This is a genomic window from Bacillus sp. RZ2MS9 (assembly GCF_001816185.2).
GTDB classification, from domain to species: Bacteria; Bacillota; Bacilli; order Bacillales; family Bacillaceae_G; genus Bacillus_A; species Bacillus_A cereus.
The window spans coordinates 708,192-721,610 of sequence record NZ_CP049978.1 but is presented as its reverse complement, the minus strand read 5'-3'; the positions used below and the strand labels follow the sequence as shown (position 1 = coordinate 721,610).

The following is a 13,419-nucleotide window of genomic DNA, read 5'->3' as shown; positions in this document are numbered from 1 at the left end:
AACAATCAATAAAAAGAAGAGTCAATATATTCCCTAATAGTTCGAATTTTAAGTTTAAGTCTGACAAGTACAGATGTAGTACAGTTCATTATGATTATTTTTGTAGCATAACAGATAGAAATGTTTTATAATTTGAAATAGTTAAATATTTAGTAAACGCATTCAAATATCGTTCACTCTACAAGGGGGATTCTTCTTATGCAGCACACAAACAAATCTGGAACTTTAAATCGTGGTTTAAAAGAACGACATATTACTTTAATGTCACTGGGCTCAGCTATTGGCGTTGGGCTATTTTTAGGATCCGCTTCCGCCATTAAACTAGCAGGTCCTTCTATTTTGCTAGGCTATATGATTGCCGGTCTCGTTATTTTTTTCATTATGCGAGCGCTTGGGGAAATGGCAATTGAACAACCTGTTGCTGGTTCTTTTAGTAAATATGCATATGATTATATTGGACCACTCGCTGGTTATATTACTGGTTGGAATTACTGGTTCTTATGGGTTGTTACTTGCATGGCTGAAATTACAGCAGCTGGCATTTACATGCAGTACTGGTTCCCTGATATCCCGCGCTGGACTTGGGCGTTACTTGCTCTATTATTAATGAGCGCTTTTAACTTCTTATCGGTAAAAGTATTTGGAGAACTTGAGTTTTGGTTTGCTCTCATTAAAATTGTCACAATTATCTGTATGATAGTAGTCGGAGCTGGTATTATTTTATTCGGATTCGGAAACGGTGGTATCGCTACTGGTATTTCAAATCTTTGGTCACATGGTGGCTGGTTCCCAAATGGATTTTCTGGGTTACTACTCTCCATGCAGATGGTACTATTCGCTTATTTAGGCGTTGAATTAATCGGTGTTACAGCTGGTGAGGCTCAAAATCCGAAGAAAACACTCGCAAAGGCAATTGATAACGTATTTTGGAGAATTCTACTCTTTTACGTTGGGGCATTATTCGTTATGATGGCAATTTATCCATGGAACGAACTTGGTGAGAAAGGCAGTCCATTCGTATTAACATTCCAGCAAATTGGTATCGCAAAAGCAGCAGGTATTATTAACTTTGTCGTATTAACAGCAGCTCTTTCTTCTTGTAACGGTGGTTTATTTAGTACAGGCCGTATGCTATATACATTAGCTCAGCAGAAAAAAGCTCCTGAAAGATTTGGTCGTTTAAATAAAAACGGTATTCCAAGCCAAGGAATTGTAGCAACTGCTATCGTTTTACTCATTGGTGTTATATTAAACTATCTCGTACCTGCAAAGGTATTTACATGGCTTACTAGCATTTCAACTTTTGGTGCAATTTGGACTTGGGGCATTATATTAGTCGCTCAAATTAAATTCCGTAAAAGCTTGCCTACTCAAAATAAACAAAAGTTATCATATAAAATGCCTTTATACCCATTAAGCTCATATTTCTCACTTGCCTTCCTTGCACTAGTCTTATGTATAATGGCGTATTCAGAAGATACACGAATTGCATTGATTGTCGGCCCAATTTGGCTTATCGGCTTAGCAATCGTATATTACATGAAAGGGTTTCATAAGATTGATGAAACACCTAACTCAAAAATTAGTTAAGCAAAACATCCCTTCCTTATTACTTGGAAGGGATGTTTTTATATCTATATAAATATTTCTCAACAAAATTCACGGTATTTTTACAATTTTTTAATATTTTTTATGTTTTCCGTCTTTATTTTTACAGAAAAATAAATTACATTATTAAAGCACATATATTTATTATTAGGGGGATTCTTCTATGAAGAATAAAAAATGGATTACATTTTCTTTAGCAACAGCAATTACACTAAGTATAGGGACCTCGTTCATACCGTCTACTTATGCCGAAAGCTCTGTAGACCCAGCTCCTGAAATTGCTGCAAAAGTTGTAAATCAAAACAATGGGAAGAAAGTATTATTTGATAATACACACGGTCAAACTGCTGGGACAGCTGACTGGGTTATTGACGGCGGCTTTTCTGACTTCGGAAACGGCATTGCAAAAAACGGATATCACGTAAAGGAACTTCGTAAATCAACACCTATTACGTACGAAGATTTAAAAGATTACAATGTATTTATCGTTCCAGAAGCTAATATTCCTTACAAAAAATCTGAGCAGGACGCTATGTTACAATATGTAAAAAATGGTGGTAGTATCTTCTTTATTGCTGATCATTACAATGCAGATCGTAATAAAAATCGCTGGGACTCTTCTGAAGTATTTAATGGATATAGACGCGGTGCTTGGGATAATCCAGCAAAAGGAATGTCTAATGAAGAAGCAAATTCACAAGCTATGCAAGGAGTAGAAAGCTCTGATTGGCTCTCTGACAACTTCGGTATTCGCTTCCGCTACAATGCACTTGGTGATGTTTCAGCGAAAACAATTGTATCACCTGAACAATCTTTCGGAATTACAAAAGGTGTTTCGTCTGTAGCAATGCATGCTGGTTCTACTCTAGCAATTACAAACCCAAAACTAGCAAAAGGACTTGTTTACCTTCCAGAAAATCCATCAAAATGGAATAACGCTGTTGATAGTGGCGTTTATAATGGCGGTGGTATTGCAGAAGGCCCATATGCTGCAATTGCAAAAGTAGGACTTGGAAAAGCTGCCTTTATTGGTGACTCTTCTCCTGTTGAAGATGCTACGCCAAAGTACGTTCGTGAAGATTCTGGCCAAACAAAGAAAACTTACGATGGTTATAAAGAAGAAAACGATGCTATCTTATTAGAAAACATCGTAAATTGGTTATCGAATAAAGAGACATTTACAAGTTTAGATCAAGTAAATGGTTTACAACTTGATTCACCTACAGCTCTACAGACATTTGAACAGCCAAGCTTATCAACAGAACCACAACCTGAACCTTGGGGTGCACCAAATGCAGGTTATCAATGGTTTAATACAAATACTTTCAAACCAGGTTCATACGGTTATAATGGTGCGGTAACAACAAGCGACTACGTCGTTACACACCCTAGCATTCTACCAAACAATGAAATTTTCCAAATGAAGATTCAAGTAAACAACTTACTACCTAATACAACTTATAACAACTATTCTTTAGGTATCTTCACTACTGGAGGAACACAAGTGGCTAAAGTACAAAATGCAAACGGCACTTGGCCATCTACTTTTGGATATAGCAGTGCATTTTCTTTCACAACAAACAGCTTAGGCTCTGCTGAGAAAGTTGTAAATGTACAGATTGATTCAAATACAATTGGACAAGCAACGCTTCGTCTACGCCAAAATACAACAACGAAATATAATGAAACTGTAACAATTAATAAGAAATAATAAAAAAGGCAATCCATACATGGATTGCCTTCTTCTCACTTCTCTTCCTTCGAGAAAAACATTCTTGAAATAACGATACCTATACTACCGACGATTAGGAATAACACTGCCCTAATCATCATCGATACCTCTGGTAAGTCAAGTAAGAATAACTTCCCTACCGTTACGACTAAAACGACTAAACCAGCATATAATATTTCATTCATATTTCTATTTCTTCCAAACCAAACCGCAAATAATGCATATACCATCCATAATAACGATACTGATACACTAATTACGCTTCCATCTGTAGATAAAACTTCACCGATTCTCGTAATTGTAATAAATACAATTATCATAAACCAATAGAGCACTATAGAATACATATATTTGCCGAAGCTCGCTAATACTTCTTTCGCTTCTCTCATGCAATAATAGAACGTTCCTATTAAAATAAGATGAGCAACAAAGCCTGCCGAAATAAATTGATCAAACGGGCTAAAAATAGTCTGTATCATTCCAATTGCGTAAACCGTCGCACTAACATACAATTTTATCTGTTGTTTTACTTTAATAGAAGTGACCATGCCGAGGAAACCTTGTAATAATAGTACAATCGCTGCATTCACTAAACTATACTCATATAAAATTGCTAAACTAAATGCTCCCATTGCGAAACCAAATAAGAGATTTGTAAATGTAGAATGTCTATTTTTCCTATATTCAAATACGAACATAGCGGCATGCACGATTGCACTAATAATTAATCCCCATGTTGTAAAATCATGTATTTTTGAAATAGCTAGTATAAAGAACACTGCATTTGCACTAAATATCGCCAAACGTGGTTCTAGTATAAAACTTCTCTCCGTAAACATATGCCAAAATAATAGTAAATGAATCAAACCATATACAATCGTTAACTGTATTTGCAAGTTCTCTACTAACATTGACATAACAGCAAAGAAAACGAAAAGGACAATGGCAGCAACAGCGTAAGAAATCATATATAAGTATTTATAACGATTTTTCAACGCATACCATAATAAACTAAGTGTTAATACTGTCTCATATCCAAAGAAAATATAAGGATTAGGAGTCGTACTATTTAACAAGAATGGTACGAAGAACGCTCCGACCGCTACGAAAATAGTGAGATATTCCGATTGATATCTTTTCGCTAAATAAATACCTAAAATAACCCATGCAATATTACAGAGAAACGCGACACTTGCCGGAATAAATCCATATAAATAATGTGCTGCAAACGTTGTTAGAACAATCCCGGTAATACTTCCTCCAGCTAATACTAACCCTAACGCCTGCCGCTCTCTTTTAATTTGAATATCTCCTATATAATACAATCCGATAGATAATACGATACCAAACACAATTCGTATCGCTGGTGTTAATAAGCCAGCATCTACCCCTGCTTTAAATAACCAGATCACTCCAAGCAACATAATACCGACAAATACACGCGGTAACCATGTTTGACAAAACTTAATAATATTAAATGGCTCTGGTTTAAAAGCAGATATATCTACTTGTTTTACCTCACGTTCTTGCAAAGGCTCTTTTATCTTAACTATTTCTTCTTTTGGCTTTTCCTCCATTACCGTTTCAATATATTCTTTCTTGTTCTTACTAACATGTTGCTGAGCGTTTTCTACTTCTATTTCCCTTTGCTTCACTTTTAATTCAGCAAGTGCTTCTTGAATTGTTTCAATTGCCGTTTCGAGTGCTTCTATTTTCTTATCCAAATCCTTCTTCATACGCTCCCCCCTCATTTGTAACTCTCATTAAACCTATATATTACCAATTATCTTTATCATACTCTTAGTCTATTCATTTTCAATAGTATTTTTTCCAAAAAAGAAAGGCGTCTTCCAAAATCGGAAAACACCTTTTTACTCAGTTATTCTTATTTAAAACAATGCTAACGATGAAACCAAGACACATGCCTACAATAGCTGGAACAATCCACCCAACACCTTCTGTATAAAACGGAATGTATTTTAATGCTGACGTCCACTGATTCATCATTACATTTTTATTTAAAATATCAATTGCACTAAATATCGCTACAACCAAAACAGTTACTGCATATACGTATGCATACTTTCCAATATACTTATGGAATAACCCTAGAATAATAAGAGTTAATGCAATTGGATAAATAAATCCAAGAATTGGAACTGATACTTTTAAAATTTGCGTTAATCCTAAATTAGCTAAGATCATACTAACAACGCTTACTATAAATGCCCACACTTTATAAGATACTTTCGGAAATGCACTCGCAAAAAATTGACTACAAGACGTAACAAGTCCAATTGAAACACATAAACATGCGATAGTAAAAATAAGACCTAATAAAACGACTCCGCCCTGCCCAAATAATGTAGTCATAACTTGCGCTAACACTTTCGCACCGTTATCGAATGTTCCTAATGAGCCACTAATTGCCCCCACATATCCAAGGATGACATAAATAATCGATAATAATAATCCTGCCACAATGCCAGCAATACTCATATATTTCGCTAAACTTTTATCATCTTCAATACCTTTTGCACGTAATGCATTTGCAATAACAATTCCAAAGATTAAAGCAGCTAACGCATCCATTGTTAAATATCCATCTAAAAACCCTTGAAACATAGGAGCTTGTCCATAGTTCCCTATTGGTTCTTTCATATCTCCTACCGGTGTAAACATACTCTTTATAAAAATAAGTGCAATCATACATAATAATAACGGCGTCAATACTTTTCCAAACAATCCCATTAATTTAGATGGAGATAAACTTAACCAGTAAACAATACTAAAGAAAATAACTGTGTAAAACAACAATAGTCCGCTTCCTGCTTCAGGGAATAACTGACCTGGCCCCATTTCAAAAGCTAAACTTCCCGCACGTGGTATACCAAGCCCAGGTCCAATAAATACATACACGATACATGGAAAAATAATTGCAAATGAAGAATGAACCCTACCCGCTAACGTTTGAAAACTTCCTGCTTTTGCAATAGAGATAACACCTAATATAGGAAGACCTGTTGCTGATATAATAAACCCTACTAATGAAATCCAAACATGTTCTCCTGCTTCATACCCAAGGAAAGGTGGAAATATAAGATTCCCTGCTCCAAAGAACATAGAGAATAACATAAGGCTAATAAGTAAAATTTCTTTTTTCTGTAACAATTTCATTTCTTTCTCCTTCTTTAATTTCATCTTTTATGAAATCAATTTCACATATAAAAAAGTACAATAACCCGCTTCCTTACAAAGAAAACATAGTCCATAGTCTATCACAAAAGAAACACCCATTCTATAGCTATTCCTCTTTTCCAATTTCTTCTGAAAAATCAACCTTTATTGACTTATAATAGTTAATAAGGTAAAATATTAAATGTACAAAATTATTAACTTTGTTTTTGTTTGTGTCAGGAGGAAAATAACATGGAATCAGCGATACAACTAGAAAGAGAACAACAAAGAAAAAAGAAACATCCTCCAGGTTTATACTTACTCTTCTTTACAGAAATGTGGGAAAGATTTAGTTACTATGGATTACGAGGATTATTAACATTATATTTAACGACAGCTTTAGTAAGCGGTGGTCTTGGGTTTAGTCCCGCATGGGCACTCTCTATTTACGGATTTTATACTGGAGCCTGTTATTTCACACCAATGATTGGTGGATACTTAACAGACCGTTTTCTAGGTAGACGAAAAGCAATCACAATTGGTGGTATAACAATGGCAATCGGTAACCTTACACTATTTGCCTTGCAAAACCAATTAGGCCTATACCTCGGATTAGCGCTTATTATTATAGGTAACGGATTCTTCAAACCGAACATCTCTACACTGGTTGGAGAATTATACGAAGAGAACGATCCAAAACGTGATAGTGCATTTACCATTTTCTATATGGGTATTAACGTCGGGTCATTTTTAGCTCCACTCGTTTGCGGATTTTTATCAGAAAATTTATTCAAAACAACAGTTGATGGCGTTGTACATTACGGATTCCGTTACGGTTTCTTAGCCGCTTCAATCGGAATGATCATTGGACAAATTTTATTTACAACACTATCAAATCGCTTCCTTGGTAATATCGGTAAAAAACCAACTCGCGATTTACAAACAGCTGCTGGACAACCATCAGTAGGAGATACACCGTTAACCAAAAAAGAAAAACAACGTACCGCAGTTATTGTCATTTTAACATGCTTCGTTGTCTTCTTCTGGGCTGGCTTTGAACAAGCTGGTAGCTCATTAACATTATATACAAACAAATTTGTAGACCGCTCTGTGTTCGGATGGGAAGTTCCAACATCTTGGTTCCAATCGGTCAATCCATTATTTATTATTTTACTTGCTCCAGTCATTTCTGCATTATGGGCAAAACTTGCAACTCGCAAGCAGGGTGATTTAAAAATCCCAACTAAAATGGGACTTGGTATGATCTTACTCGGTATCGGTTATATCATTCTCGTTATCGCTACATTAAAAACAGGTAGTGATGAACATAACATTACAGAAAAAGCAAACTTACTGTTTATCGTCTTTACGTATCTTTTCCATACGTTAGGTGAGCTATTCTTATCACCTGTCGGACTATCAATGGTTAGTGCGCTTGCTCCGGTAAAATTAGCATCTTTATTAATGGGTGTATGGCTAGCAAGTTCAGGTATCGCCAACATTTTAGGCGGACAACTTGCAAGCTTCACAACTTCACTTGGATACGCTGAAGTATTCACAGTTATTGGCGCTGTGGCAATTGTATTAGGCTGTGTTTTATTATTAATTTCTAAGAAATTAGTGAAATGGATGGATTAAAAAAGATGAGGAATTTCTCCTCATCTTTTTTTATACTGTTTTACCTTTTTCTATTGCTTGTTCGTACAGCTCTTTATGTTCTTTATATTCACTTGGTACGAAACTCTTATAGAAAAATGAGAACCAGCTATCTCCCTTTTTATACCCTTCTTCTCGAATTTCCGCTGCTTTTTTATTCGATTTAAATCCTTCAGTAAACCATTTCTTTAACAATTCATTTCGTTCATACTTAGCAGGAACTTTTAAATCATAGTTTTCAAATGCATACTTATAGCCAGCCTTTTCTACTGCCTTTTTTGTAGACTTATAGCCTTTTTCATACGCTTTTTCATATGCCTTCACGTATACTTCTTTCTCTCTATTTCCAGGATTCTTTTCAGCTAGTTCTTTCCCTGTCTTTTCCCCTAATTCAGCTTGCTCTTTTTCAATTTTTTCTGTTCTTTCTTTATTCCCTACTTTGAATCCGTCTGCAAAGTTTACCTTAAACTCTGGAGCAACTTGACTATCGTCCATTGTCTCTTGTGCTAAACCTTGTTCTTTTCCTTTTTCAAAATGCGTTTTCTTCTGCTCTTCTAAAGACCATGCGGCTGCATAAGTCGCTTTAAACGCTTGTTTATATGCATCAGATTTTCCAGCTACATGCACTTCTGCATCATTTTTTCCTGCTTTAAAATCAGTTTCTCCATTCTTTTGACCTTCAAGTTGACCTTTTTCCATATCAGCTTGGCGCTGCGCTTCCTCTTGCTTACGTGCCTCTTCAGCTTTTCTTTGTTCCTCGGCTACACGTTGTCTCTCTTCTTCAGCTTTACGCTGTGCTTCTGCAGCACGTTGTTTTTCAGCCTCAGTATTGCGCTGTGCTTCTGCTTGTCTCTCAGCTTCTACAGCACTATTATTATTCTGACTAGGAGCTGGGCTCGTTGCGCCACTACTAGAAGCTGGTTTATTGTGATAATGATATTCCCCGTACTGTAATCCCCACTTCTCACAATTTGTACGACACGTATGTCCGCCATTAGCATCTGTACGCCCTGGATGCGCATAAGCTGAAATTGGAGCTACCAATAACGCTATACTCGTTGTTAAAAGAAGTTTCTTCACCTGTTGTCTCACTCTTGTTCCTCCCAAAATATAGAATTATAACTTTATTATACATAAATAGAAGAATACTTAAATACGAACCGAAATATTCTATTATTTCTCAACATTAGTAAAAAAGAAGGTGAACTCTTTAAAGAGTTCACCTTCTTTTTTACTTCTTCGCCTTCGTTCCTACTAAATCACCAGCAACAACATAACGCTTAGAATTGTCCTTTACAGATACACATGTAATAAGCGTTATCTCATCTTTCCCATGATCCTCTACAACTTCCCACTTATCAGGAGTCACTTCAGATACACCAGTAACCGCATACTCATATTCATTTTCATTGTCATACAAATAAATTTTATCGCCTTTTTTCAAAGAAGCTATATCACTAAATAAAACACCTTTTTTAGACATATTATGTCCTGCTAATGCGTAATTTCCTTTTCCCATAACTTGATTCTCTTTTACTGTCGCTGCACCTGATAATAAGTTTTTTTCAGTAGAAGCTTTTAAAACAGGCAGTTCTACTGAAACACTTGGAATCGAAATACGACCAATTACTTGTTTCTTATCTAATGATGCATTCGCTACTTCCGCCAAGTCTGGTTGATTAATTTTGGAAGCATCTACAAATTCCGTCTCATGCTTTTCATAATCCATCTTTTGAACAGCCTGCACATTTTCAGTCTGTTTCTTTTCAGCCTGATATCCATCATAAAATGGCTTTCCAATTAACACGCCACCTACAACAAATAGCAGAATTGCTACTATACTATAAATTCTTTGCTTATTCATACACTGTTCCTTTCCCTTACAAAATCTTACTCTATATAAAATGATAAAATAATATCGCTATATGTACAAGTATTAGCTGAAAAGAAACCTTCTTGCCGGTGCAAGAAGGTTTCTTTTTAAGCTAATTTATTTCTGTATAGTGATACGTGAAATACTGTCATTTGAATAAAGAAAATAGAAAATAGAATATATAATGGGTATCCAGGAAGATATTCATTAATAATAGGCGAAAAAGTTAAAAATCCAACTGCACAAGGTAAGACAAACCATAACGATACAAATGTTGTTCTACAAGCTTTATCCGTAATCGCTTTTTCACGTTCATCTTCTAGTGGAAATAATAATGGATACATCCAAAAAGATAAATTCTTATATTTTTTCTTTTGAATTCTATAAAAAATTGTAACTATAATTGCTCCAATAAATAATAAAATGAATGGTACTCCATTAAACCATACTTCAAACGGGAATTTCTCGTTTTTAATTATATCTGCTAACTCTGTAATAACACTATAAAATTCAACAAATGTCCAACATGCTAGTGCAGTATAGAGTACATTTATAATATAAGAAAAAACAATTCTATTCATCCTTTTCCCCCTCCTTATTTAAAACAAACACATCTTCCATCTTTAACTGAAACACATCACAAATCGTAAGTGCCAATAACAACGAAGGAACGTAATCCCCTTTTTCAATTGCTGCAATTGTTTGTCTCGTTACTCCAACCTTTTCTGCTAATACGCTTTGCGTAAAGTTAAAACGAGCTCTTAATTCTTTTACTCTGTTTAAAATGGTCAAATTTACCACCTCTCACCATTATTGTATGCTATCCTTAACAAAATGTAAACTCAACTTAACATTATTATTATAAAAAAATCCAACTCTACGTATTGTAAAGTTGGATTACATATTAATTTAAAATTTTAACTTTAACTGTTCTTCTACCCCAGTCATTAGCTTGAGCTGAATTTGGCATTAATAAATCAATGATATGCCCTTTTATTGCACTACCAGTATCTCCAGCAATTGCTGTTCCATATCCTTCTACATATACAGTAGAACCTAATGGGATAACAGATGGATCTACAGCAATTAATTTCATGTTTGGATTTGCAGTTAAATTATGTCCTAACTTAGATTTTACAGTTTCACCCGGTTTATAGCCATTTTCAGATGGATCAGCTGTATAAGCGGTTGCTGTTACGTAAAATTCTTTTCCACCTTGAGTTGGTTTCGTATCAGGCTTAGACTGTGTTTCTGTATTTTTTGCTACAGGTTCAGCTGGTTTACTAGCTTTTTCCTGCTTTTGCTTTTCAGCAATTTCTGCTTGTGCTTTCGCTAAAGCTTCTTGCTCTGCTTTTGCAGCCGCTTCTGCTTTTGCACGCTCTTCCGCTGCGATTCTTGCTGCTTCTTGCTCACGAGCAATCGTTTCTTGTACTGTCTTCATATTTGATTCAATTTTAGCTTTTTCTTCCGCTGCTAAATTAAGTTGACTTGCAACTTCATTATATTTAGCTTGAACTGTTTGTAAGTTATCTTGACGTTTTTTCAAGTTATCTTGCAGTTCAGCTTGCGCTTTTGCTAATTTTTGTTTGTCTACTACTAAAGATGCTTCTTTTTCGTCAATTGTTTTCTTGTCCTCTTCAATTTGACGAAGATCTTGTTCTTGTAGACGTAAAATTTCTTTATCAGCTTCTAGAATAGTAGAAACTGCGTTCATACGTTGTAAGAAGTCTGCAAAGTTTTTTGATTCTACTACAACTTCTACTACTAAACTTGTATTTGAACTGTTTTGAACAGAAACCATACGTTTTCTCATAATATCTTTACGAGCAAGGACTTTATCCTCCAAAACGACAATTTCTTGCTTTTTTTGCTCAATCTGCTTATGTGTTTCATCGATTTTACGTTGAATAGCAGCTTGATCCTCTTTATTTTTTGCAATTGTATTATTTAAATTATGTAGTTCGTTTTCGATACCTTTAATTTCTTTACTAACAGCTTGCTTCTCTTGCTCTTTCTTTTGCATTTCTGCATCGTTTTGTTGCAATTGCTGTTGCATGTTGTTAAGTTTCTCGTCGTTTGACTCTGCTTTAACAGCGACTGTACTAGAAAGACCGATAATTCCTGCTAATACTAGACAGCTGATTCGCTTAAAATAGTTCATAATCCGACTCCCTTCTTATACAGTTATACATGATTTATTTTACAGTTTGTTTACAAAACGATTAAATACAGTTTATTTTTCGTGACGAAAAAAAGAGAATTATGAATAAAATGTAATAGATTCTTAAATATTTAACAATTCCTATATTTAAAAAATACAAAAGATGCTAAAATCCAAATATAGAGAAAATATAACTTTCGAAGGCGGTTGAAATAAATACATGTTTACTCAAAAAAAATCACTCCAACATACAATTGCTCAATTACAAGAGCGTATACAAGAATTAGAAACAGAATTAAAACAAAAAGATATCGAAAAGCAGGAGACTATTTCTACTATCCACGATCGTGTACAAAGCGTTATCCAAGAGCATCAACTTGTAAATAACCAACATAATACACTTCAAAATTTAGTTCAACAATTAAGTTCATGTTTCGAAAATGTTTCAACACGTACGACACATTCCAATGAGTTAAATAATGAAATGTTACAAAAGGAACAAAGCTTAATTCAGTCTATTGCAGAAATTATTGACTGCTCTAATGAAGGAAAAGAATCCGTTCACCGCTTACTTATTGTAATTAATAAATTAGGTGAACAATCTCAACGCACGTCTAATAGTATGAATCATCTAAGCGAACGCTCAAAGGAAATCGAGCAAATTGTAGAAGTCATTCAAAACATTGCAGCACAAACAAATTTACTTGCATTAAATGCGAGTATTGAAGCCGCACGTGCTGGAGAGCACGGTAAAGGATTCGCCGTCGTTGCCAATGAAGTAAGAAAACTAGCGGAAAGTACAGCAGAAAGTACAAAAAACATCGGCAACTTAACGAAAAAAATACAAGAAGAAATTGAAAAAGCATATGATAACACAAAAGATAATTTACATTTAGTCGATGAAGGTGTAGAAATGAGCGCCGATACAAATGCTAGAATTGAAAATATTTTAGTTATGATTCAAACGTTACAAAATGGTGCTACAAATGTTATTAAGGCTATCGAAAACCAAAAGTCTTGTAATGATGACATATTACGAGAATTCGCTAACACACAACAAATGTTCCAAAAATTAAATACTACTATTATGAATCATATTCATGATGCTGAAAAAGTCGATGTTCAATTATCTAAAAGTCTTCAAGGAACAGTGACTTCTTAATTAAAATTAAGAATCCCTTATACTGCTATAAGGGATTTTTATTTTATTTT

Annotated in this window: 10 protein-coding genes and 1 pseudogene; 4 read left to right on the top strand and 7 right to left on the bottom strand. The window is 34.7% G+C overall.

Going from position 1 to position 13,419, the window contains the following annotated elements:
* The first annotated feature begins 198 nt into the window (after nucleotides 1-198).
* Nucleotides 199-1,590: an amino acid permease gene (locus BHV55_RS03620; RefSeq protein WP_001164895.1), complete on the top strand. Its 1,392-nt coding sequence runs from the start codon at nucleotides 199-201 to the stop codon at nucleotides 1,588-1,590.
* Nucleotides 1,591-1,771: 181 nt separating this feature from the next.
* Complete coding sequence (locus tag BHV55_RS03615; protein WP_000791508.1) at nucleotides 1,772-3,319, top strand: DNA-binding protein; 1,548 nt, start codon at nucleotides 1,772-1,774, stop codon at nucleotides 3,317-3,319.
* Nucleotides 3,320-3,354: 35 nt separating this feature from the next.
* Here BHV55_RS03615 and BHV55_RS03610 read toward each other — a convergent pair whose 3' ends face one another.
* A complete protein-coding gene (locus BHV55_RS03610) occupies nucleotides 3,355-5,076 on the bottom strand; it encodes a DUF2339 domain-containing protein (protein ID WP_048568086.1) in 1,722 nt (573 codons plus the stop codon).
* Nucleotides 5,077-5,215: 139 nt separating this feature from the next.
* A complete protein-coding gene (gene brnQ1 / locus BHV55_RS03605; protein WP_000771700.1) occupies nucleotides 5,216-6,517 on the bottom strand; it encodes a branched-chain amino acid transport system II carrier protein BrnQ1 in 1,302 nt (433 codons plus the stop codon).
* 252 nt (nucleotides 6,518-6,769) lie between these two features.
* Here brnQ1 and BHV55_RS03600 point away from each other — a divergent pair, with 252 nt between their 5' ends.
* Nucleotides 6,770-8,155 (top strand): peptide MFS transporter, encoded by a 1,386-nt coding sequence (locus tag BHV55_RS03600; RefSeq protein WP_000443143.1) that lies wholly within the window; start codon nucleotides 6,770-6,772, stop codon nucleotides 8,153-8,155.
* Between the two features lie 30 nt (nucleotides 8,156-8,185).
* Here the strand turns inward: BHV55_RS03600 and BHV55_RS03595 are convergent, their stop codons facing one another.
* From BHV55_RS03595 to BHV55_RS03575, 5 genes are all read right to left on the bottom strand, one after another.
* Complete coding sequence (locus tag BHV55_RS03595) at nucleotides 8,186-9,265, bottom strand: YHYH domain-containing protein (protein WP_001249813.1); 1,080 nt, start codon at nucleotides 9,263-9,265, stop codon at nucleotides 8,186-8,188.
* A 139-nt stretch (nucleotides 9,266-9,404) separates the two neighbouring features.
* Nucleotides 9,405-10,037, bottom strand: coding sequence for a class A sortase (locus BHV55_RS03590; protein ID WP_001041724.1), 633 nt, complete (start codon nucleotides 10,035-10,037; stop codon nucleotides 9,405-9,407).
* 116 nt (nucleotides 10,038-10,153) lie between these two features.
* Nucleotides 10,154-10,627 carry a DUF2178 domain-containing protein gene (locus BHV55_RS03585; RefSeq protein ID WP_001080043.1) on the bottom strand — a complete coding sequence of 158 codons (474 nt, stop codon included), beginning with the start codon at nucleotides 10,625-10,627 and terminating at the stop codon, nucleotides 10,154-10,156.
* A complete protein-coding gene (locus BHV55_RS03580) occupies nucleotides 10,620-10,838 on the bottom strand; it encodes a helix-turn-helix transcriptional regulator (protein WP_000154020.1) in 219 nt (72 codons plus the stop codon). Before BHV55_RS03580 ends, BHV55_RS03585 begins: the two co-directional genes overlap by 8 nt.
* Before the next feature lie 112 nt (nucleotides 10,839-10,950).
* The gene (locus tag BHV55_RS03575; protein ID WP_001105785.1) at nucleotides 10,951-12,207 is read right to left on the bottom strand and encodes a 3D domain-containing protein; all 1,257 of its coding nucleotides are present in this window, start codon (nucleotides 12,205-12,207) and stop codon (nucleotides 10,951-10,953) included.
* Between the two features lie 631 nt (nucleotides 12,208-12,838).
* On the opposite strand from BHV55_RS03575, the pseudogene BHV55_RS27820 reads away from it, so the two are divergent.
* Nucleotides 12,839-13,369, top strand: a pseudogene (locus tag BHV55_RS27820) (methyl-accepting chemotaxis protein); the annotation flags it as partial.
* Between the last annotated feature and the right edge of the window lie 50 nt (nucleotides 13,370-13,419).

Excerpts from the sequence above, each read along its gene's own strand:
- brnQ1 (WP_000771700.1), bottom strand. The coding sequence starts at position 6,517 with ATGAAATTGTTACAGAAAAAAGAAATTTTACTTATTAGCCTTATGTTA.
- BHV55_RS03585 (WP_001080043.1), bottom strand. The coding sequence starts at position 10,627 with ATGAATAGAATTGTTTTTTCTTATATTATAAATGTACTCTATACTGCA.
- BHV55_RS03600 (WP_000443143.1), top strand. The coding sequence starts at position 6,770 with ATGGAATCAGCGATACAACTAGAAAGAGAACAACAAAGAAAAAAGAAA.
- BHV55_RS03620 (WP_001164895.1), top strand. The coding sequence starts at position 199 with ATGCAGCACACAAACAAATCTGGAACTTTAAATCGTGGTTTAAAAGAA.
- BHV55_RS03610 (WP_048568086.1), bottom strand. The coding sequence starts at position 5,076 with ATGAAGAAGGATTTGGATAAGAAAATAGAAGCACTCGAAACGGCAATT.
- BHV55_RS03590 (WP_001041724.1), bottom strand. The coding sequence starts at position 10,037 with ATGAATAAGCAAAGAATTTATAGTATAGTAGCAATTCTGCTATTTGTT.
- BHV55_RS03615 (WP_000791508.1), top strand. The coding sequence starts at position 1,772 with ATGAAGAATAAAAAATGGATTACATTTTCTTTAGCAACAGCAATTACA.
- BHV55_RS03575 (WP_001105785.1), bottom strand. The coding sequence starts at position 12,207 with ATGAACTATTTTAAGCGAATCAGCTGTCTAGTATTAGCAGGAATTATC.